18 protein-coding genes are annotated in these 21,968 nt (G+C 67.7%); 11 read left to right on the top strand and 7 right to left on the bottom strand.

Annotated elements, in window-relative coordinates; genetic code table 11:
• Positions 1-30: 30 nt before the first annotated feature.
• Both ACIGXX_RS29160 and hemL read right to left on the bottom strand, forming a co-directional pair.
• A complete protein-coding gene (locus tag ACIGXX_RS29160) occupies positions 31-714 on the bottom strand; it encodes a histidine phosphatase family protein (protein WP_351173444.1) in 684 nt (227 codons plus the stop codon).
• Entirely contained in the window at positions 711-2,048 is a 1,338-nt protein-coding gene (gene hemL / locus ACIGXX_RS29155) for a glutamate-1-semialdehyde 2,1-aminomutase (RefSeq protein ID WP_361470901.1), read from the bottom strand. Before hemL ends, ACIGXX_RS29160 begins: the two co-directional genes overlap by 4 nt.
• Positions 2,049-2,210: 162 nt before the next feature.
• On the opposite strand from hemL, the gene ACIGXX_RS29150 reads away from it, so the two are divergent.
• Positions 2,211-2,810 (top strand): hypothetical protein, encoded by a 600-nt coding sequence (locus ACIGXX_RS29150; protein WP_399980069.1) that lies wholly within the window; start codon positions 2,211-2,213, stop codon positions 2,808-2,810.
• 244 nt (positions 2,811-3,054) lie between these two features.
• Here ACIGXX_RS29150 and ACIGXX_RS29145 read toward each other — a convergent pair whose 3' ends face one another.
• Positions 3,055-8,067: a hypothetical protein gene (locus ACIGXX_RS29145; RefSeq protein ID WP_399980066.1), complete on the bottom strand. Its 5,013-nt coding sequence runs from the start codon at positions 8,065-8,067 to the stop codon at positions 3,055-3,057.
• A gap of 98 nt (positions 8,068-8,165) precedes the next feature.
• Positions 8,166-9,479, bottom strand: coding sequence for a tyrosine-type recombinase/integrase (locus ACIGXX_RS29140; RefSeq protein ID WP_399980320.1), 1,314 nt, complete (start codon positions 9,477-9,479; stop codon positions 8,166-8,168).
• Between the two features lie 556 nt (positions 9,480-10,035).
• On the opposite strand from ACIGXX_RS29140, the gene ACIGXX_RS29135 reads away from it, so the two are divergent.
• The 6 genes from ACIGXX_RS29135 (at position 10,036) to ACIGXX_RS29110 (ending at position 16,832) form a co-directional block, all read left to right on the top strand.
• Complete coding sequence (locus tag ACIGXX_RS29135) at positions 10,036-10,269, top strand: helix-turn-helix transcriptional regulator (protein WP_399980062.1); 234 nt, start codon at positions 10,036-10,038, stop codon at positions 10,267-10,269.
• A gap of 580 nt (positions 10,270-10,849) precedes the next feature.
• Positions 10,850-12,061 carry a DUF3631 domain-containing protein gene (locus ACIGXX_RS29130; protein ID WP_399980059.1) on the top strand — a complete coding sequence of 404 codons (1,212 nt, stop codon included), beginning with the start codon at positions 10,850-10,852 and terminating at the stop codon, positions 12,059-12,061.
• Positions 12,062-12,436: 375 nt separating this feature from the next.
• On the top strand, positions 12,437-12,844 hold the full coding sequence (locus tag ACIGXX_RS29125; protein WP_399980056.1) for a plasmid mobilization protein: 408 nt from the start codon (positions 12,437-12,439) through the stop codon (positions 12,842-12,844).
• Between the two features lie 4 nt (positions 12,845-12,848).
• The gene (locus ACIGXX_RS29120; protein ID WP_399980053.1) at positions 12,849-14,525 is read left to right on the top strand and encodes a mobilization protein; all 1,677 of its coding nucleotides are present in this window, start codon (positions 12,849-12,851) and stop codon (positions 14,523-14,525) included.
• Between the two features lie 167 nt (positions 14,526-14,692).
• On the top strand, positions 14,693-16,411 hold the full coding sequence (locus tag ACIGXX_RS29115; protein ID WP_399980051.1) for a hypothetical protein: 1,719 nt from the start codon (positions 14,693-14,695) through the stop codon (positions 16,409-16,411).
• 25 nt (positions 16,412-16,436) lie between these two features.
• Positions 16,437-16,832, top strand: a complete 396-nt coding sequence (locus tag ACIGXX_RS29110; RefSeq protein ID WP_329336177.1) for a hypothetical protein — start codon at positions 16,437-16,439, stop codon at positions 16,830-16,832.
• 38 nt (positions 16,833-16,870) lie between these two features.
• On the opposite strand, the gene ACIGXX_RS29105 is transcribed toward ACIGXX_RS29110, so the two are convergent.
• From ACIGXX_RS29105 to ACIGXX_RS29095, 3 genes are read right to left on the bottom strand one after another with little or no spacing between them, the layout of a single operon-like run.
• Positions 16,871-17,590: a WbqC family protein gene (locus ACIGXX_RS29105; RefSeq protein WP_399980047.1), complete on the bottom strand. Its 720-nt coding sequence runs from the start codon at positions 17,588-17,590 to the stop codon at positions 16,871-16,873.
• Positions 17,591-17,618: 28 nt separating this feature from the next.
• Positions 17,619-18,308 carry a YdcF family protein gene (locus ACIGXX_RS29100; RefSeq protein WP_399980044.1) on the bottom strand — a complete coding sequence of 230 codons (690 nt, stop codon included), beginning with the start codon at positions 18,306-18,308 and terminating at the stop codon, positions 17,619-17,621.
• Positions 18,305-19,348, bottom strand: coding sequence for a helix-turn-helix domain-containing protein (locus tag ACIGXX_RS29095; protein WP_399980041.1), 1,044 nt, complete (start codon positions 19,346-19,348; stop codon positions 18,305-18,307). The genes ACIGXX_RS29100 and ACIGXX_RS29095 overlap by 4 nt, the downstream gene beginning before the upstream one ends.
• Positions 19,349-19,467: 119 nt before the next feature.
• Between ACIGXX_RS29095 and ACIGXX_RS29090 the strand changes: the two genes are divergently transcribed.
• The 4 genes from ACIGXX_RS29090 to ACIGXX_RS29075 all read left to right on the top strand — a co-directional run bounded on the left by ACIGXX_RS29090 (position 19,468) and on the right by ACIGXX_RS29075 (position 21,852).
• The gene (locus ACIGXX_RS29090; RefSeq protein WP_399980038.1) at positions 19,468-19,884 is read left to right on the top strand and encodes a hypothetical protein; all 417 of its coding nucleotides are present in this window, start codon (positions 19,468-19,470) and stop codon (positions 19,882-19,884) included.
• Entirely contained in the window at positions 19,881-20,312 is a 432-nt protein-coding gene (locus ACIGXX_RS29085; protein WP_399980036.1) for a hypothetical protein, read from the top strand. The genes ACIGXX_RS29090 and ACIGXX_RS29085 overlap by 4 nt, the downstream gene beginning before the upstream one ends.
• Positions 20,313-20,380: 68 nt before the next feature.
• Positions 20,381-21,502, top strand: a complete 1,122-nt coding sequence (locus ACIGXX_RS29080; RefSeq protein WP_399980033.1) for a hypothetical protein — start codon at positions 20,381-20,383, stop codon at positions 21,500-21,502.
• On the top strand, positions 21,499-21,852 hold the full coding sequence (locus ACIGXX_RS29075) for an ASCH domain-containing protein (RefSeq protein WP_329336200.1): 354 nt from the start codon (positions 21,499-21,501) through the stop codon (positions 21,850-21,852). The genes ACIGXX_RS29080 and ACIGXX_RS29075 overlap by 4 nt, the downstream gene beginning before the upstream one ends.
• The last annotated feature ends 116 nt before the right edge of the window (positions 21,853-21,968 follow it).

The raw sequence follows: 21,968 nt of genomic DNA, 5'->3' as shown, positions 1-21,968 counted from the left end.
GACATCGAATCGAAGGCGAGCGGCCATTGGCTAAGCGCCGAACGCCTTCGCCTTCCCCTTCACCGGCTTGGCGCCCGCGAGGAGATGCGCGGGGACGAGATCCCGCGCCGGCTCGGTGTATCCCACCGACACGATCTTGTCGCCGCGGTACGTGAACGTCGTCAGCGAGGCGAGCGTGCACTGCCGCTTGCGCGGGTCGTGCCACAGCCGCCGCTTCTCCACGAAGCTGCGCACGATCCAGATCGGCAGCTGGTGACTGACACAGACCGCTTCATGGCCGCGGGCCGCGTCCTTCGCCGCGTCCAGGGCGCCCATCATCCGCACGACCTGCTCGACGTACGGCTCGCCCCAGGACGGCTTGAAGGGGTTGACCAGGTGCTTCCAGTTCTCCGGGTTCTTCAGCGCGCCGTCGCCGACGCCGAAGGTCTTGCCCTCGAAGACGTTGCCCGCCTCGATGAGCCGCCCGTCCGTCGCCAGATCCAGGCCCTGCGCCTTGGCGATCGGCGTCGCCGTCTCCTGCGCACGGTCGAGCGGCGATGCCACCACGTGCGTGATGTCGCGCGGGGCGAGATGCTCGGCGACCCGGTCGGCCATCTGCCGCCCCAGCTCGGAGAGGTGGTAGTCGGGAAGGCGCCCGTAAAGGATGCCCTCCGGGTTCTCCACCTCCCCGTGGCGCATCACGTGGACGACAGTGATCTCGCTGCCCGCGCTCATGCGGTGGCCTCCGTGGTGGGTTCAGTGGCTTCGGCGGCAGCGCGCGCCGCGCCCGGAAGGGCCGCCGCGATCCGCTCGATCGCCCGCTCGTCATGGGCGGTGGAAACGAACCAGGACTCGAAGGCCGACGGCGGCAGATACACGCCCTGCGACAGCATCGAGTGGAAGAACGCGGTGAAGCGGAACGACTCCTGCGTCTTCGCGTCGTCGTAGTCGCGCACCTCACGCTCGGTGAAGAAGACGGAGAACATGTTCGACGCGTTCTGCAGCCGGTGCGCGACGCCCTCCTTGGAGAGCGCCTCGGTGACAAGCCCGCGCAGCTGCTCGGAGACGGCGTCGACCTTCTCGTACGCCGCGTCGTCCAGGAGCCGCAGCTGCGCGAGGCCCGCGGCCGTCGCGATCGGGTTCCCCGACAGGGTGCCCGCCTGGTAGACGGGACCGACCGGGGCGAGGTGCTCCATGACGTCGGCCCGGCCACCGAAAGCGGCGGCCGGGAAGCCGCCGCCCATGACCTTGCCGAAGGTCATCAGATCCGGCCGCACGCCGTCGACGCCGAACCAGCCCGCCTTCGACGTACGGAAGCCGGTCATCACCTCGTCCGAGATGTACAGCGCGCCGTTCTCCCGGCACAGGTCGGCCAGGCCCTGGTTGAAGCCCTCGCGCGGCGGCACGACGCCCATGTTGCCCGGCGAGGCCTCGGTGATGACGCAGGCGATCTCTCCGGCATTCGCGGCGAACGCGGCACGCACGGAATCGAGGTCGTTGTACGGAACGACGATCGTGTCGCCCGCCTGGGCGCCGGTGACGCCCGGGGTGTCCGGCAGGCCGAAGGTGGCGAGGCCGGAGCCGGCCGCGGCGAGCAGCGCGTCCACGTGACCGTGGTAGCACCCGGCGAACTTGATGATCTTGGCGCGTCCGGTGAAGCCGCGGGCGAGGCGGATCGCGGACATCGTCGCCTCGGTGCCGCTGGAGACCAGACGCACCTGCTCGACGGGGGCGATGCGCGCGACGATCTCCTCGGCGAGCGCGACCTCGCCCTCACCGGGCGTGCCGAAGGACGTGCCGCGCGCGACGGCCTCCTGGACGGCGGCGATCACATCGGGGTGGGAGTGGCCGAGGATCATCGGCCCCCACGAGCAGACAAGGTCTACGTACTCACGGCCGTCGGCGTCCGTGAGGTACGGACCGGTACCGGACACCATGAAGCGGGGCGTACCGCCCACAGCGCGGAAAGCGCGCACGGGAGAGTTCACACCGCCGGGCGTCACGGCCGCCGCACGGTCGAAGAGAGTCTGCGAAACTGGGGCGCTATACGGGAAGCTCACATGAACCATGGTGTCAGAGGCTTCGGACATCCTGCGGACAGGTGTTTCACTCGACGTTTTAGCCGGTGACCGTGGGGGAGGTCACTGACACGATGATCGGGTTGCGCGGCGGGGGCCTCGCGGCCTAGAAAAGCAGGGGCGGGCGCCCTGGAAAAGCAGTCGGGTGGAGATATGCATCGCGGTGGCGGACTGGGCGAGGGGACCGACGACCTGGGTCCGCGGCGTGCCCGGCGGATCGGCAAGCACCGGCGCGAGGCGGAAGCGGCCGAGGCAGAAGCCTTGGCACGGGGCGAGACGGAGCGGGACCGGGCGGAGACCAGGAGTGGCCGGGTGGGCGGGGTGACCTACAAGTACTTCGGAGCCCCGGACGGCGCGACCGCCGCCCGCGTGCCCATCTCGATGCGCCCCGAAGAGCTCGGCGGCGACGAGCTCGGCATGGGCGGCATGTTCACGAAGATCAAGCCGGAGACGGTGGCCGCGATGGTCCTGACCGGCATCGAGGGCATACCCCTGAACAAGGTCCCCCCACTCGAACTGGTCGTCCTGCACCCCGACTACGCCGTGGTGAAGCTCCCCATGACGGTCGTCGACCCGCTGCGCGGCGTCGGCGAGGAGTCGGTGGGCGCCGCCGCGTTCATCTGGTCCACGGTCCCCGACCGCGGCGGCCCGCGCGACGCGTTCAACGTCTACCAACTGCTGCACGAGTGGCAGGACTTCAGCCACCGGCTGCATGAGGCGGGGCATCAGCCTTATTGCTTGGTGTGGCCCTGACCTGGGGTTTCGGTGGTTCTTGGGCGGGGTTTCCGACCCCGCCCTCGTCATGTACCGAGAGGGGCCGTCAGGCGGCCAGGGCACATTGAGGGCACATGGGGTTGGACGAGGCACTGATGTGCTGCGCTCCAGTCCGGCGTCCTCGGCGGAGGCGTCGTCGACCGCGGGTGCGGGGAGGGTCTGGGTACGGGGCATGCCTCCCCGGGTATGAAGTTCGCCACCGCGGAGGACCTCGGCTTAGACGTCATTCTTCGATTCGTTGCAGACTGGCTGCCCGGTGATCATCTGCAGCTGCCAACCCGTCCACAAGGCGTCGCCACCGTGTGATCTGATCCGGCTGCATCTCTTCGCGTGAGTGGACTGTCTGGAGCCAGTCGGTGAGGTACCAGCACTTGTTGGCAATGGCGCGATAGTTGCCGTCGGCCAATTGCTCAGCCCAGACCAATCCCGTGTCTCGCTGCCATTCGAGCGGAGCGCACTTGGCCAGGTTCGAGAGCGCGTCAAGAGCCTTGGGTTCCTGACGGGCGATCCCCACCCAGCGAACGACGAGATCTGCAATGGTGTCGGGGTGAAGCCAGCCTTCTCGCGCACGGGCCAGGGTCGCGTCAATCTCGGCGTCGCTGACGTCGATCCCCGGGACAGGCAGTAGGGCCCCCAGCCCATAGTCTCCCCAGTGACGATCTCTGCGTAGTTCACTTCCATCGCCGATGGCGTCAAGGGCCGCTTCCATGGCGACGGACCATACATCTGTCAGGGACGGGCGCAGGTCATCGTCGTATGTGAACAGGATGGCGATGTCACGGAGAAACTGGTACAGGGCGCGACTGTTCGCTGCGAAGCACCGCGCATGCGCCGTTAGCGGCCCGGTGTCACCGTGGATCGCCAGGTCGACGATGACGCGAGCGCTGTCTTTGCTGTGCCGATTCTCGTACCCCTCGCGCCCCCAGTGGTCCGAGGCACGGACATGGACGTCAAGCAGGACTTCGACAAGTCCTTTTGCCTGATCCGCCACACAGCTGTCGCTGAGGGACGCGGCACTTGCGGCGACAAGCGGTGGAATCAGTGACGTCAGATAGAGCCGCTCCGTCTCGACCTCGGGCAACGTCTGCTCATAGGGACCGTCGAGCTGGGGGCGGGCACGCGCACCGGTCTCCGGGTCCCAGTCGCCGAGGCGACAGTCCCGTAGCCCCACCCGCACAGCGTTGAGCGCTGCTTCGTGGCGGCACAGGCCCGATCGCTGATCGGCGTCGCACGGCGCGGCCCAGACCCGTTCGACAGCCTGGGCGAACGCGATGCGCACCTCGTCAAAGTGGTTCGTGGTGCAGCGGTCCAAGACACCGATGATTGCCTGCCTGTCGAGCTCGATGTCATCTGATGCCACGGCCAGGAGTGCCGGCAGACCGGTCGCCGCCGACCGGTCGGCACCCAGCGAGTAGAAGGAGGAGGCGACGTACCCGGTACGGCTCGGTTCGGTGATCGCCTCGACCAGGACAGTTGTCGCCCAACGCAAATCGTCGACCGGCACATCAATACGCCCTTGGGCATGGGCAACGGCAGTGCTAGCGGCGACGGCGGCGATCGGGTCAAGCCCGTTAAGAGCGGAGGTAAGTGGGTCGTCGCTCAAGGATCGCGCCAAAGCGATGTCAGCCAGGAGCGTGTCGACAGGGGCAACGCGATCGGCAGATCTGGCATAGGTGTTCTGCAAGCGCATCGCCTGGCTGGCTCGGTCGAACAGCTCGGCTTCGGGCTGTATCTGGGTCGCCAGCGGCTCGGGGTGCTGATACTGCACGATCAAGTTGCCGGAGTCATCGGATTCCGGATGGAAGTTCTCCGGTCTGAACGTCGCCGCCCATCCGCGAACCGAGGTGAGGAAGCGATCGGCCTCCGGGCCACCCTGAGAGTCAGCGACAAGCTCCTCGGCACGGCGGACGAGCTCCTCACCTGTGGCTGCAAGCTCGTTCAGCCGGGCCTGGTCGCCGGAGAGGGTCGCGCGAATCGTGAGTTCGGCGGCAACGTCGCGCAGGCTGCTTCGACGGCGAGAGAGACCAACGAGATCAGGCGCATCTGGGCCTTGGACGTAAAGCACTCCTTCACTGGCGACTCGCGTGAATTCAAGATGCCAAACGTGTGGATCGCGCACCCAGGGATCCAGCAGATCGCCTGCCTGTTCCAGGTGGCGTACAAGGAACCCGACTACGAGACCCGGCATTGCCAGGTTGTTGCAGCCGCGCAATAGGGACTGCACGACCCGATCCATCGGGACGTCGGCGATGGCGACCAGCTGGTCTGCGAGCCGCTCGACCGCGAGCAGCGCACTCACGCAGGGGTAAGGACCGACCGACGAACCTCGATACCAGGCCCATACGTGTCCGTCTCCGACGCAGTGCCTGACACCGACTCCTGGCAGATCCAGATCCGCTCCGGTCAGTTCGTCGGGCGCCACTTGGGTGTAGGCGTCGTGGTCCCCGACACGGACGGCCGCCGCATGGTCGAGCATCCGGTTGATCAATGCCAGCGTCGGCACGAGCCGGACCATCAGCAGCTGCCAGAAGGGGCCCCGGTACCACCCAGCCATCCGTTCGGTGATGCTTCCACCGCTGCGGTGGTGCCGGATGCCATCGTCGAAAGGATAAAAGCCGGACCGGCCATATCTGACCGCCTCGGCGTCGTACCGTTCTATGTAGTAGGACTCCGTCAGGCTCAGCAGCAGATCCGGCTGATGCTTGGCCATCTCCGCCACGGGCCAAAAATTCTCCACGACAGGGTCGAGACGAGCACCGCCGTCGTCGGCAATGCCCCTGAGGAATGTCTCGACGCGCCCATCAAGATCCGGGCCGAGCATTGCCAAGGCTTCCACCGCGAACTCGTCCCAGTGCTCCGGTTCGGCTGCGAGGATACGGTCCCGCACCATCTGCCGAATCGGGTCGGACGTGCCCGTCTCGGCTCTCACGAGTCCGCGTAGCCAGGCGAGCACCAGTTCACGGATGGATCGGCTCATGCCATCCGCAGCCCAGGAATCATCACCGGTATCGGCGTCGCGCTCGCGGCAGAAGATCAGATCGACCAGCGGCGCGAGCACCACGGGATCGCCGATGTCGTGGGGAGCGTAGCGCTGCATGGCCAGTCGGATCACGGTACGCAACCCGGCTTGCCGGTCGGCCTGCAGCTCAGACCACGTCTGGCCGAGGACGTCGCCAGCGACACCGAGGGTGAGCACAGCCTCCCAGGGCACGTCCGACCACCGCTCGCCGTGGTCGGATGCGATCTGGTCGAAGACGGCGCGCAGTTGCGCGAATGATCGCCTGACATCGGAGGTGGTGAGCAGCTGGGCCTGGCATGCGACACGTGCGGCACGTAGCGCCCAACGCGGTGCCTCGGCAGCCGCGAGGAGACCGAAGCCGTCCGTGACGAGCACACGCACGATCGCCATGTCCCGCACGAGATCACTGGCAAATCGATCGGAGGGGTTCCAGGCGCTGGTCGCGTTGAGTGGCGCCAGCAGACCGTCGGAGCGCAAGGAAGGCAACGCGGTTGAATCAGGTGACACAGAGTTGTCGTTTGGGAGCAGTTGGCGCCTGGCCAGCGCACACAGAGACTGATCACGAGCGTCAGGAGAAGGTCCGCCTGGTGGCATCATCTCTCCGCAGCGCACCAAGTGACGCCAGACGGCAGAGAACAGGTCGGCCTCGGACACTGTTCCCTCAGGCGCCGACGCGCCTGGCCCCGCGCGCAACAGCATGTCGACCAGGCCCGGCCTGCCCAGCAGCCACTGCGCACGCTCGTCATCGGCCCATCTCCGCAGCTGCGGGAAGGCCCCGACCAACTGCTCGATCTCAGCCGAAGTCAGCGCAGGCACCTCATGCTCATGGATAAGGTCCTCGACAGCCTCGCCATCTCGCGCCGCACTTTGCGCGGCCCGCGTGAGCACGTCACGTGTGGCTCCAGAACCATCAGTGCGGGTTACAGCGACCACGCCAAGCCCAGCGGTCATGGCCGCTCGGGCGAGATCAGAGAGCAACTGGGCGCGGCCTTCCAGTACCGACTCCGCGCCATCGACGACCAGCAGGCGCCCCGTGGCCACGGCTGAGGCTCCCAGCACCGTGATGACGCGGGCTCCGAGCAATGCCTCGAATTCCATCAGCCCTGCGGGCATCTCTCGCAGGTTCAGCACTATGACTGCAACACCATCGGCTCGCAGCCGCCCGGCTGTACGCAGGGCCAGAGCCGACTTGCCGGCATCCGGCTCCCCGGTGACGACCAGCGCGGTCGCACGCGATGCGGCAGTTCTCATTTCGCTAGCCAGGGCGTTCCCGGCTTCGATGCGTTGCAGTTCAAGGTTTTCGCTGGCACTGGTCAAGCGGAACCGCACGAGACTCTCGGCTGTCTCCGACAAGGCGTCTAGGACACGCCACGCCGCGGCGTACGACGGGGAGCGGTCTACAACCGCTGTTCCAGAGAGCTGTCTTCGCAGCATGCCGTCAGTGACTGAAGCGCCCGCTGGCGCGTAGCTGTGGGAAAGCCTCTCCAGCGCTTCAAACAGCGCGTCGGCGCCCGCCACCGAGGAGTCAGGAACGACGCTTCGCAGGCGGCCCACGACCGCCGTACGGTCAGACTGCTCGATGCCCTCCAGTCTGAGCTCCCACAACCACAGCACGTGCAGAACTCGCCAGGTCAGCTCCGCGTCGGGTATCTCCGTGCTTACTTTCGGGCTGGCCGCCGCCTGAGCGATCAACGCATCCAGATGGGTCAACCGGGTGCGAACAGCACCGTTCGTACGTCCAACCTGTGCCACCGCCGCGCGGAACGACTCCTCATCGGGCTGACCGCGAGCGATCACAGCCAGCTCACGCACCTGCTGTACGGCCGGATTGGGACTGGCTACGGCCAGTGCCAGCCGCCAACGCCCCGCGCTGGCCTCATCCCAGTGGTCGGTAATCACCCGCAGGTAAGACACGAGCAGGTCGGCCGTAGAGTCGTCGCTGGTTACGAAACTCGGAGCTCGGCGCACTCCGATCGACATCCGCCGCTGTGCACCGTCAGCCGTGTCGCCGACGACGATCAGGTCGTCCACAGGGCTGAACCGGCTGTCCTGGAAACGCACCGCCACCGGCGTCACGTCATCACCCAGTGCCGGAACAGGATCGCCTAGGAGAACGTGAGCCAGCAGGACAGCGCCGAAGCGATGCTCTAGGACAGTGCCACCACCACCCGTCGAGTATGGGCTAGCTACCTGTTCCGCATTGTCGCGATCTACCACGTCTGCAGCATATGGCGCACCACCACGACGCAGGCGAGTACCTCAATTTGGCGCCGCCGAAATGAGGTCCACACTTCGTCGCGCGCCAGGAAGAGCCGTCAGGCCGCCAGAGCACATCGAGGGCACGTAGATTTCGGCGGGAGCGCTGATGTCCCCTCGGCTTCCAGCCCGGGGGTCTCTGTGAGTGCGTCGTCGATCGCGCTGCGGGTGCGGGTCTCGCTGGACGGCAGCAGGTGTGTGTACGTCCGCAGCGTGAAGCCCGGGTCCGAGTGGCCGAGGTACTCGGAGAGCGCCTTGATGCTCTCCCCCGCGTCCAGGAGTACGGAGGCGTAGGCGTGCCGGAGGGCGTGCATGCCGTCGTCCGGCGCCGCCTGGAGGTAGCGTGCGCCGCGCTCGCGGGGAGGGATCACGCCGGCCGCGGCCAGGGCTCGCTTCCAGTCGCCCATGTTCAAGACGCTTCGGTTGTACGCCCGCGCCTTCGCGTCGACGAAGAGGAGGCGGAAGGTCTTCGGCTCGCCGTCCGGTTTGGCCCAGGGCAGGGTGATGGCGGTCGGCGGGAACTCCTTCATGTGAGCCTTGATGACTGCGGCGAGCTGGGCCGGCAAGGGCACTGACCGGATCTTGTTGCCCTTGGGCAGGGCGAAGACGGGCTTCGTACCGACGAGCCGTACCTGACGGTTGACGTGTATCCAGCCGCCCTTGAAGTCGATGTCCTCGACTGCGAAGCCGAACACCTCGCCCTGACGCAAGCCGCACCCGAAGGCGAGCTTGCCGCCGGCCTGGAAGCGCTTCGGGAGTCCGGCGATGACCGCGCGGACGCGCTCCAGCGGCCAAGGAATGACCTTCTTCTTGGTCGCGGTCGGAAGCTTGACCGACTTCGCCTTGCAGGGGTTCTTCGGCAGCAGCCCGTCCTCCACGGCCGAGCCGAGGATGCTGGAAAGGATGTCGAAGATGCCCTCGATCGTGGACACCTCCAGGCCGCTGTCCTGGAGCGTGCGGATCCAACCCTGGATGATCGAGGGCTGGTTGAGGGACCGAAGCTCGCGTCGGCCGAGGTGCCCGACGATGTGGTTGCGAACGGTCGCCTCGTAGCGGAGCGCGGTCGTCGGGCCGACGGAGTTCACGTCGAGCCACTTCTGCGCGTAGGCCCCGAGCGTCTGCTTCGTCTCGGCGGGGACGACGTAGGAACCGCGCCGGATCTCGACATCGACTTCGGCGGCGCGATTGTCGGCCGCGGCCTTCGTGTCGAAGTTCTCCTTGCGCTGTTGGCCGTCCAGGTCGCGGTAGCGGACCTGCCAGCGCTTGCCGATGCCGTGGTCGGCGGTGGGGACCATCCGCTTCGTACGGCTCTTGTGGTCGCCGCACTCGGCTTCGGTGGGCTTGGGGTGGGACTTGTGCCAGCGGTCGTACACGTCAGCCAAGAAGGACCCCCTGGATGCGCTCGGGGGTCTGAGGGGCGGCGTGGAGGCCGCCGGAGCCTATTTCGACAGGTCGGGTTTCCATGACAGATAGCTGTAACTTGCAGCCGGGCGCCGTGGCAAGAGTTAGTCCTTAAACTCTCCAAAAGTCGTTCGCGGGTGAAGTGGTGTTCGTCTCATCGAATTCTGGTACACCACAAGCCTTTCCAGATCGGCGACCGTGTTACCTTCCCTCGGCATCAAAAAGATGGGCGATTTAGGCATCTATCAGCCAAGGTGCCCGGTGGGTTGACCGCGCCCCTCCCGACGTCCAGGTCACAGCTCTGAGCTGTAGAGGTACCGGATTTCGGCACTTCCGCCAGTCCCGTGGCCGCAGTAAATTTCGGCTGCCGTAGGGGCGATTTCGGCAACCGGGGATCGACCCTTATTGTTTTGCTCTTCCCCGGCCACGCCGGAGAAGTAGGCCAGAGAATCGGAAGCTTCTTTGGGTCTTCCCCTGGGTGGGATAGCCGCCTTGGCCACACCACCCATCCAAATACCTAAACCCGATATGGAGACCTCATTGCCGCACCACTTGCCGCGTCTTGCCGCCGCCGAGCGTGACCAGCTCGCCAACCCCACCGACGTGGCCGCGTACCTCGGGGTACCGGTGAAGACGCTCTACCAGTGGAAGTACCGGGGCACCGGCCCCAGCGTCCACAAGGTCGGCCGTCACCTGCGCTACCGCTGGCGGGAGGTGGACGCGTGGCTGGACTCCCAAACGTCGTACGACCTCACGGCCTGACCTCGCGTCTGACGCGGGCAACGAAGCGGCCCCCGGCGCGCCAACGCCGAGGGCCGAAGACTCCCCTGCCGATTGCCCATCCCTGAACGAACGAGCTGGTGAGGGGATGGACCTTGCACGTCCTGCCTCTCACCGGAGAGGAACGCCTTTGGAGGACTCTACGTCCCCCAGCACCACGAACACGTCCCCCACCGGCTGGCCCACTCCCGCGGTCCCCGGCGAAGGCATCCCCTGGCGCCGCAGGGATCAGCCGGACACACGGTCGCCCGCGTCGGGGACCGTCGAGCACTCGGCGGATGCGCAAGCGCACGGGGACCGTCCCCAGCCGTCTGCCGATGCTGCTGTTCGGGACCGTCCCCGTGACCTGCCCGGTGCTCGGTCCCCGCATGCCCCGGTCCCCGAATCGACATCAGACGCAAACCCGCAGGCCAACGCCGTGAAATCGGGGACCGTTCCCCAAGAGGCTGCAGTTTCACCAGGGGACCGCAATGGGGACCGTGAGCACGGTCCCCGCCAGCCGCCGGTGACCGCCCAGCAGGAGGGGACCGGTCCCGTCGACGCACGGGGACCGGCCGACCCCATGAAACAGGGTCCCGGTGAGGGTGCGGAACTGCTGGATGAGTTGCGGACGGCGATCGGCAAGTACGTCGTGCTGCCCAGTGACGAGTCGCTGACCGCGGTCACCCTGTGGGTGGCGGCCACGCACATCCAGACCGTTCTGCAGCACGCGCCGCGTCTGGCAGTCGTCGGCCCGACGAAGGGCTGCGGCAAGTCCCGGGTGCTGGACATCCTCCACGAGACCGTCCACCAGCCGATCATGACGGTGAACATGTCCACGGCGGTGCTGTTCCGGGTAATCGGCAAGAACCCGCACACGATCCTGGTGGACGAGGCCGACACCATCTTCGGCCCCAAGGCCGGCGAGAACGAGGAACTGCGCGGCCTACTGAACGCCGGACACCAACGCAACCGGCCCGCCTGGCGCATCTCCGGGCCGGAGCACAAGCCGACCCCATATCCAACCTTCGCCATGGCCGCGCTGGCCTCCATCGGCGACCTGCCCGACACCATCACGGACCGGGCGGTCGTGCTCCGCATGCAAAAGCGCAAGCCGGGCGAGAAGGTGACCGCGTTCCGCTCGCGCTACGCCGCGCCGGAACTGAACGCGCTGCGGGACAGACTCGCCGCCTGGCTGGGACCGCTGCGCGGCACGGCCGGCCGCATGGCGCCGACGATGCCGGTGGAGGACCGGGCGGCGGACACCTGGGAACCGCTGGTCATCATCGCCGACTTGGCCGGCGGCCACTGGCCCGCCAGTGCCCGTGCGGCCTGCGTGGCTATGACCCACTACGAGGCCGTCCAGGACGAGCAGACCAACCTGAAGACACGGCTGCTGCGCGACATCCACGGCATCTTCGCGGCACACGGCGACCCCGAGGCCCTGTCCAGCCTGGATCTGGTCACCACCCTGCTCCAGGACCCCGACGCCCCCTGGGCGGAGTACGGCACCAAGGGGCTCAACGCATACCACCTGGGCAGCATGCTGCGGGGCTTCGAAATCCGCCCGGCCAACTACCGGTTCGACAAGGGCAGGCAGGCCAAGGGGTACGCCCGTAACCGGTTCCTCGACAGCTGGGCCCGGCACTGCCCCGACCTCACCGAGACGAGGCCCGCCCCCGCGCACGACGCCACACCCGCGCGCCCAACCCAGGGCAAGCCGCCCGCGGCCCCGACAGGTCAGCTGCCCATCGGCCCGCCCGGCGGCCCCGCTGGCCCCAATCGCGCCCGCTGACCCGCCTCTCCCTCGGTCCGTATCACTTCGTCGCATCCGTCCCCGCGCAGGTCAGCGCGGGGACGGATGTCCTCACCGGGACGGACTTCTCCGTACCTGCCCGAGTGTCCGTACCTGTCCTGACCAGGCATGGGACGGATGCAACGCACGTGACCCAGCCCCTCACCACCGGAGCACACCATGCAAGAACAGCACCGCGAACTCCCCACAGCTCGGCAGCAGACGCACACCATGTCAGCCCCAGACAGCGCAGCAAGTTGTCGGATAAGGAGTCCTTACCCGGTCCCCGCCCCGGGGGAGGCGGAGGCATCCGGCGCAGGGGCGCCGGGGTCGTTCGGCCCGAGGGTGCCGAACGAGACAGGGGGTGAATCGTCGTTGCGCGAGCACCACCGCCCCGCGCCGCGTCGTCGTCTGCGTGACAAGCAGCTGCGCGAGCGCCGCGTCCATCCCCGTTATAACGAAGCCGAGTTCGCCCTCGTCCAGAAGGCCGCTGCTCTGAGCCGCATGAAGCCCGGCGGCTATGTCGCCGAGTGCGCGCTCGCCGCTGCCCGCACCGACGACCCCACCGCAGCCGTCGCCGACTACCGCGCCCTGGTGAAGACGCTCATGGCCGCCAACGGGCAGCTCGGCAAGGTCGGCAGCAACCTCAACCAGCTCACTTGGCACCTCCACCAGGACAGCGCATGGCCCCACCCCGACACCGTCCAACGGCTCCTGGCCCGCGTCGAGGCATCCATCGCCGAGCTGGACGCAGCGGTCGCCCAGATCACAGAGGGGCGGTGAGCCATTGATCCCGAAGATCATCCTCGGCAAGGGGCCAAAGGCGACGCGCCGCACGATCGGCTACCTCTTCGGCAAGGGCCGGGCCAACGAGCACATCGACCCGCACCTGGTGGCCTCCTGGAACGACTTCGCCCCCGACCCCGGCCGCAGCCCCCATCGCGACCCGAAGGACGTGGAAGACCAGCTCGCTGCGCAACTCGACCAGCCCGTGCAGATGCTGGGCGACAAGGCACCCAAGCACACCGTGTGGCACTGCCCCGTCCGCGCCGCACCCGAGGACCCGATCCTCACCGACGCCCAGTGGGCTGACATCGCCCGTCGGATCGTCGCCGCCGCCGGCATCGCCCCCGAGGGGGATGAGGAAGCCTGCCGCTGGGTGGCCGTCCGCCACGCCGACGACCACATCCACATCGCCGCCACCCTCGTACGCCAGGACGGCCGCCGCCCTCAACGCGACTATGACCAGCGGGCCGTCCAGCGCGAAGCCCGCCAGATCGAAGTCGACTACGGACTACGGCGGTTGAAGCCGGGCGACGGCACTGCCGCCAAACGCCCCACCAGCAAGGAGCACTTCAAGGCCAAGCGCCTGGGCCAGGAAGCGGCCACACGCGAGGTCCTGCGGCTACGGGTCCGCCGTGCCGTCGCCGCGGCAGCCGACGAGGCCGAGTTCTTCGCCCTACTGGACGCCACCGGCGTGACCGTGCGCCTCAAGCTCGGCCCGTCCGGCGACGCCCTCGGCTGCAACTTCGCCCTGCCCGGCGACACCAACGACAAGGGCGAGCCGGTCTTCTACTCCGGCTCCACCCTCGCCCCCGACCTCTCCCTCCCCAAGATCCGCCAACGCCTCGCCAGCACGAGCCCCGAACCTGTCACCGTCCGCCCGAGCAACCCGTGGCACCAGGCCACCGCCGCCACCGAACGCATCCCTCACCACCTCGCCTTCGGCGACGACCCCACGGCTCAAGGACAGCTGGTCGCGCTCGGCACCGCACTGGACCTCCTGCCGCTCACCGGGCCAACCACTCTCAGGGCCGAACTCGAACAGGCCGCAGCCTCCTTCGAGCGCGCCACCCGCTCCCGCATCACCGCCGACCTCAACAGCACCCGCGTCCTACGCAGCAGCGTCCAGGCGATCTTGCGCGACCGCCCCCAGGACCGGGATGGGACCGGATTCGCGATGCTCTTGGACGCCATGCTCACTGCCGTGGCGTTCGCGATGCACTGGCACCGCACCCGCCAGCATGCCCAGCAGGAGGTGGCCGCACAGCGGGCCCTCCTCCACCTGCAGGTCGCGTACGCGCGGGTCGCCGAGCCGGTCCTGACCGACCTCGCGCACCGCTCCCCCAGCCTCCAGATCAAGCGCCGCTTCGCCTACCACCTCCAGGAGGTCGTACCGGAACACGCCGAGCGCATCCTCAACGACCCCGCCTGGGACGCACTCGCCACCGTGCTCGCCGAGGCAGAAGCGGCGGGACACAACGCGGCCACCGTCCTCGACCAGGCGCTCGGCCGGCGCACCCTGGAGGACGCCCACAGCCCCGCCCGCGCACTGACCTGGCGCATCCGGCGCCTCGGCGAGCGTCATGCCCCCAGCCCACGAGCGCAGACAGCCAACGCACGCCACGCCGTAGAACGCCACGCCATGCCGCCGTTGCAGCAACTCCGGAGTCGGAAGCGCTGATCAGGCTCTCGTCGAGCCATCAACTTCTGGATGCACGACCAAGCTCCGAGTATCCGAACCACGGGCTGATCGACTTCGGACTACAGGCGCCTTTCGGTCAATGTTCAACAGGGCACCTCCGTGCACGGCTTGTACTGGTTTGCGGTCTGGCCGCGCTCGTCGAGCACGTGGACGATGCCCCTCTGTGCCTGCCGAGGCGTCATCGCGGCCGGCCCGGTAGAAACGGGGGTGGGGAGTTGGCGTTCGCGGAGCACCAGTCAGCCTTTTCGGCGCCTGCGGTACCGCTGGGGACTGCGGACGGTGCCGGGGAAGTGATCCGGCACGGCGCGTACACCGAGGGCGTCACTCGTCGGTTGAGTGCCGCCGCCTTCGCCCGTACGGACTGGCTCGCCGTACTGCGCACCCAACTGGCGGAACTGTGGAAAGCGCTGAAGGCAGCGGTGCGGAAACGCCTGCGATGGCTGTTCCCCGCCAAGGAGGAAGTAAAGGCCGCCGACACCGCCGAGCCGACGCCTCCATCGGTCGTGCTGGGCGAGGACTACGCGGTCTGGGTCCGGCGTCGCATCAAGAAGTCAGCCCGGCCGGTGCCGGTCTACGGATTCCACCAGGAACCCGTCATTCACGCGAGCGACCGAGCCATCCGCCACATGCGAAGACGACGGGCAGCCGTCTTCGCAGTGATCACGCTCGTCGTCTGGCAGACGATCGCCGGCGCTCTGACCGCGGGCTGGGCAGCCCTGGTTCTGTTGGCCGGTGTGTGGGGCGTCTACCTGGTCGAGCGCTATCTGGCGCAGGAGCGGTTCAACGCTCTCTTGGCTGGAGAACTACACGCGCCCGCCCCGGCCGCGCAGGCTCACGCCCTGCCGTACCTCTACGAGCGTCGCTCAAGCGGGGACAGGCATCGGTTCCTCGGAGCAGGTCTGCAGGCATGGCATGAGGCGGTCATCGGCATCGACATCGAGCCCGCTCCCGAGGGCCAAGACGAGGAAGAAGACACCACCGGACCGGTCCCAGGCTTCGGTTCGCCGGGGCAAAGCCCGGGCCAGCCGGACATGGCCGAGGTGGCCAAGGCGGTCTTGGAGGCGCTGGCCAAGCACAACAAGCCTGTGGCCCGCAAACCGCTGAAGCACTTCACCGTTGCCCAACTGCACGCCCATGTCGCACGCCGCCTGGACGACCCGGCGCCTGCTCATCACCGAGACCACCCCATCCCGCGCATGGAGGTCATCGGGATCGCCGGCATCCACTACAAACGGTGGGACCAGATCGACGACGACACGTGGCGCAGCCTGCACACCCTCGCCGTGGACAGCTTCGGTGACAAGCCCGCCGAAGAGATCGCCCGCCGCTACATCTGGGCCCGTGTGACCGCCTGGAACGGCGACCTCATTGCCGCCATACTCGTCCACTTCGCCTACCAGGGCGGCTTCCTACGCGTCACCGTCCGCCCGCACATCATGGGTCCGCTCCACCCGAAGGTCGCCGGACTCAAGCCCGCCGACCGCCGCACCCTCAAGTGGCTTGGCCGCACGGCCTTCAACGCCCTCGGCGACATGTACGTGGGGCTCGACCGGCTCATACGCCGCACGCCGCGCAAGCGCCCTGAACTCGATCCCGGCAGCGGACCGGTCAGCCTTCGCGAGGTCCATAGCGTCCGCTGGATCGATGACATGCACACGAACGACGACGCCCGCTACTACGTGCAGATGATGCAGCGCCGCGTCTTCGACTCCACCGAGATCTTCCTGCGCAACCACAACGTCGACATCGCCGCCTACCAGCAACAGGCCACCGCGATCTACAACTTCGGCGTCATGAACGGCGGCACCATGACTGGCCCCGTGCAGGCCACGCCGTTCTCCGCCAACCCCTCCATGACGAACTGACCGGCAAGACCCCCAGGAGCCCCGCATGGCCAGCCGCCGCCAGCCCGACCCGGTCCCGAACGGTCCCAACTTCGGGATCATCAACACCGGTCACATGACCGGGCCCGCCCAAGCTGCAGCGTTCTCCCAGAACGTCAGCCAGACCAACAACATCACCAACGAAGCCGTCACCGAAGCCCGCGAAAGCATCGAGGGACTCCGACGCCGCCTGGAAGAACTGCGCGGCCAGTACCCCGAAGTGGATGCCGCCCTGCGCGACCTCGACATGATCACCCCGCGCCTGGATGAACCCGAACGCGATCCCGGCACCCTGCGCTACATGCTCCAGAACCTCGTCGAACGCTGCGGCGGCATCCCCAACCTCCTCACCGCCGCCCAACTCGTCCAGTCCACCGTCCTGGCGCTGCTCCCCGGCTCCTGACCAGAGGAAAGACGTCTCCCTCGAAGGCGTCGGCTCGGTTATGCAGGGACTCCAAGCTGATGGGCATCTCGTTGGGCAGTCAGTTGGTTCGCCAGCTCCGCGGGCCCGATCTTACTCAGGGCCCAAAGGCTGCTTGATCGCCTGGCCCACGCCCAGAGGGAGTCGCCCACAGGGGTGTGGAAAGGGACCACGGGAATGCCGTGGACATCGAAGGGGCCGGTGTCGAGGTAACGCAGACCGCCGGTGCCGCACAGATAGTGGGTGCTACAGGTGGCTGCCGCAAGGTCGGCGAGGCGCTCGGATCGGCCTTGCCTGGTCGGGATCTCGCTGCTTTCCGGCACGTCCCCTGACCATCCGACGACGTTGAGCAGGGCAATTGTCGATGTTCGGGCGAGATCAGCCACGCGATCCGTGGTGGCAAGGTCGTCCACGAGCGCGTCCACGACATCAGAGACCGCATCCCAGTAGGGGCTACCGCCGTAGTACTGCCGCACGAGCAGCTGAACCGTCCGACGCGACCGCACGGGATCAACGAGCCGCGCCTGGCTGATCAGCGTCGAGCGCCCGTTGGGCAGGTGCGTCGGGAGTGTGAGCCACTGCTGCCGTGCGGGCTCGTCCAGGGCCGCCAGCCGAGCCCGGTGCTGGTAGTCGCGCCGGGCGAACTGGACGTCGTCCAGCACGATCCACCGGTCGGCGGCGTACAGCTTGGCGAGCGTGGACAGCCGTGGGAAGAGGTTCGGCTGGTGGATCGCGCACACCCCGCCCGGCGGACCGACGTGCGACGGGTCAGGTGCTGATGAGGCGGCTGTCGAAACCCGCGCCCAGGAGGCGTTCGTAGGCATCATGCACATCCCCCGGTACGTCCTGCCCAACGGCGAAGCCGAGCTTCGGGTACTCGATCACCCGTTGCAGGTCGCCCACGAGCATGTCGACGACGAGCTTCTCGTCGCCGATCGACTTGATGTAGTCGTCCAACTCCAGCGGCTCGGAGGCACATACGACCTCGGCCTCGGGCCACAGCTTGCGGCAGGTCGCGTACGAGCGGCGCTCCATGTACGGCTTCGAGATCAGCAGCAGCGACTCCACCCCAATGCCGGCCTCGGCCAGCAGCTCGCGGGAGAAGGTGATGTTCTGGCCGGTGTTCGCGGCCTTCGCCTCAACCAGGATCGCCTCGTCCGGCACACCCAGGCTCAGCGCGTGCTCGCGGTAGTGCACGGCCTCGCCGCGCGGGAAGCGGGCACGCGTAGTGGGGCTGTTGCCGCCGCTGAAGACCACGACCGGGAAAAGGCCGGCGCGGTATAGATCGGCAGTCGCAGTGGCCACCCCCAGGTCGTGACTGCCCAGGCCGATCGCGGCGGAGCAGGGCCGCTGTTCGTGGCCCATCTGATGGTAGTTCCAGATCAGCGTCGCGTCGTGGAACTGCTCGTCGGTGATCTGGCGCTGCTCGTGCTGGGGCACTGGCACTCCCTGGCTCATCTCTGCGGGCCCGTTCGGATGCCCTCGATGCTGCGCAGCTGGTGGCTCAGCCCGTACTGGCGGGCCACCTGCGCCGCCTGATCGAGGACGGACAGCCCATCATTCCGGGTCGCCGCATCCGACAGAAGGATGTGCCCGTACGCGGTGTCCAACCGCACCCGCTGCATCGGGGAGTCGATCGTGCCCGTGGTACGCGCGATGTCGATGTAGTGCAGGGCCTGTGTCAGGTCGCCGACACCGCGATGCGCGAGGGCCAGCTTCTGATGCGCCACGGACCAGTCCTCAGGCTCGCCGAGTTCCTCGAACTCGCGGGTGGCGGCCGTCATGACTTCCGTGGCGTAGCCGTTGTTGCCTTCCTTGCTCAGGGCCGTGCCGATCCACAGCCGGGCCCTGGCTCGGTCGCGTCGGCTGAGGCGTTCGTCTGCGGCGAGCTGCTCGTATCGATGAGCGGCGGCATCGAGCTGGCCTGACATCTCCCGTACGACAGCGAGGGACAGCTCGATCTGGGCCACCCTGCGCGGGATGTCGAGCTCGGAGAACATGCCGCGCGCGGTGAGGTAGGACTGGCGAGCGGACAGTGGGCCGAGGATCGCGCCTTGGTCCCGTTGCACGTCGCCGAGCAGGACGAGCGAACGCCCGTACAGGTATAGGCCCTTGTCGTCGAGGTCGTGGGGGCCTTGGCTGACCAGCCACCGATTGAGCAAGGTCGAGGCGAATGGAAAGTCCTGACGGCTGACACAGACCACGGCGCGCTCGATGTCCTCGGTCCAGGTCTCGTAATCCGCCGGTCTCACGGCCTTCCGTGCGGGGAACAACAGCGTTTCGAACCGGGCCTGGGCCGCGGTGTCCGCCCGTGCGAGCGCGGTGTCGAGGATCGCCTGTGTGTCGGGACGGGGCTGAGTCCCGGTGCCGAGGCTCTCCCACTTGGCCACTGTGCGCAGAGCCACACCGAGGTGCTCGGCGAAGGCACGGGTGCTCATACGCAAGGCGGCGCGAAGGGCTCTCGCCTCCTGGCCTGTCCACTGCTGCACGTTGACCACGGATTACCTCCCTCCGTCACGTATGGAAGCACTCTCGGTGACGACGTGGGGCGGGAAGTGCAACGGAAGTGCAACAGCAGGTCATTTCAAGGCCGTTCACGGCAGCCGACGCTGTGCTCATGGACGACGAACTCATCACGGAACGCCGCCCCGTAGCCTTCCCTCAGGTCTTCGGCTACCTGCGCCATGCAACCAGCAGCCCGGCCCGTCACAGCGCACTTGTCAGCTGCCTCACCGAGTACTGCCGACGACACGAACTCGCCCTCTGCGGCGTCTTCATCGACCGCAACACCACGGCAGCCATCCGCTCGCCGGCCTTCGTCGGACTCGTCGACGCCCTCGAACTGCCCGACACATACGGTGCCGTGATCCCCGCGCTGAACCACCTCGGGCCCAAGGGCCTCAGTGCCGAGCGAAGGCGACGGATAACAGCGGCGGGTGCCCGCCTGATCGTGGTCCGTACCTCCAAGCCGATGACGGGGGCTGCACTGGCCTGCGGCTCCAGCTCCAACCTCCAGCGACGGGCGGACACATGACATCCGTGCGTGACGCGCTGCGCAGCGCCCCCCTGGTCAGCGACGTGCCCGGCCTGCGCCTGCTGAAGGTCGGCGACGGCTGGGACCTCGTGCGAACCTCTGCCGAGACGGGCCTACTGGCCCTGGCCCACCTGCGGGCAACCGGCGCCACGATCGGCCCGGTGCTCTATGACGGACCCAACGAGCGCCTCTACTACGCCATCGAGCCTGGCACCGCCGACTGCTGGAACGGCCTGCCCGTACGGCATCTCTCCACCAACAGCTGGCTCGTCGCACCCGGCTGGGAGGTGATCGACGACTGGTACGGCGGCTGGTGCGAACTTCCCGACGACGACACCCTCACGGACGCCGAAACCCTCCGGATGGCGCTCCAGCACCCGTACGTCACCGCTGACAACGCGAAACGCCGCTCCGACGCCTGCCTCTGAAGCCCCGCGGCCCCGCCCCACACCTGGCAGCGGCGCCTTTCATCCGACCCGACCGCAAGGGGACATCCGTGACGACCCACCCCGTCTCACCGAACACCGTCCTCGCCAACGCACTTCTCCGCACAGAGGACGTCCTGACCCCGCGCATCCTGGCCACCCCACCCGAGCGGATCGTGCTGGTCGTCGGCACCCAGATCAACGGTGCCCCGCACATCGGCACCTCGCTCGTCCAGTCCCTCGCCTTCGCCATGGCCGCCCGCCTGCGCGACCGATTCGGCATCCCCAGCACGGTCGTCTTCAGCGCCCTCGACAACGCCCCGTACGAACTGGCCACAGACCCAGCCAGCGGACATCGTTACCAGCGCGCCTACGCCCAAGCCCTCGGCGAGAAGGCCCTGACCGACCTCGTCACCGCGCTATACCAACCCCTGTTCACGGCCCTGACCCGGCGCCTGGGCATCCCCCACCATGTCGAGACCTACACCCAGCAGCAATCCGGCGAATACTTCCGCCGAACCTGGCTACGGCTCCTCCCCCGCATCGACGCAGCCCGCTGGTGGCTGGCCCCCTCCACCGGCGCCCCACACCTCCGAGTTCCGTGCCCCCAACACGGCTGTGGCTGGTCCGAGAAGCACGCTGAACGCACCAGGGTCCTCCTCACCGACCGGGAAACCGCCGCCGTCTCCGCGGTCTGTCTCCACCACGGCCCGTACCGAGCCACCATCACGCCCACCACCGGCGCCTACCTCGACCTGGCGACCCTGTACCGCAACCTGGTCAAGGAACTCACGCTCACGAGCACGCCGACCCGGGAAACCCTGTACGTCATGGTCAAGGGCGGCGACTGGGTCTTCGGCTCCATCCTGGTCGACGAAGCCCTCCAGGCCGTCGGCCTCACCCGTGCACAGCTACCCGCCCGGCTGTTCTGCCCACAGGTCGTCACCGACACCGGCGCGAAACTCTCCAAGTCGCTCATCCGCGAAGGCCATGCCCCCTTGTCTGAGGGAGCGGCCCGCTGGATGCTCGACACCCGGGAATGGCCCGGCACCGTCACCGAGTACGCGGACCAACTGCTGGCCATGACCCAGATGATGCTGTCCGACCCCCGTCACTTCTTCCGCTCGTACTCCGCAGCCGAGATCGGCCGTCTGATCACCGCACCAGCGCCCAGGAGCATTTCCGCCCCATGAGCAACACCACCGGCCGCGTCCACGAACTCAACCTCTACCGCCAGTACTTCGACCTCGTCGCATCAGGCGAGAAGACCATCGAGGTACGGGTCAAATACCCCCACCTCGCCGACCTCGCCGCCGGCGACACCATCCGCTTCCGCATCAAAGGCACCGAGGAGACCTGCGAGGTCACGGTCAAACGGGTCACCGAGTACTCCAACTTCGAGGCCCTGCTCGACGGCGAGGGGCCCTCCAACGTCAACCCCACCGCCACCCGTGACGAGCAACTCGCCCGTATCCGGGCCATCTACCCACCGGCGAAGGAAGCCCTTGGCGCCATGGCCATCCGGATCGGCCTTCTCCCCTGACTCGGAGCCCGCCCCACGAGGTGCGGTCCTACTCGGTGTCCCGCTCCCCAGAGGTCCCGGGCGGCGGCCCGGTGGTCGTCCGCGGGATCAGCGTTGTCGGCAGGACGATGTGCTGC

Source organism: Streptomyces sp. NPDC055243, assembly GCF_044544025.1.
Classification (GTDB): domain Bacteria; phylum Actinomycetota; class Actinomycetes; order Streptomycetales; family Streptomycetaceae; genus Streptomyces.
This window is presented reverse-complemented; position numbering and strand designations above follow the sequence as displayed.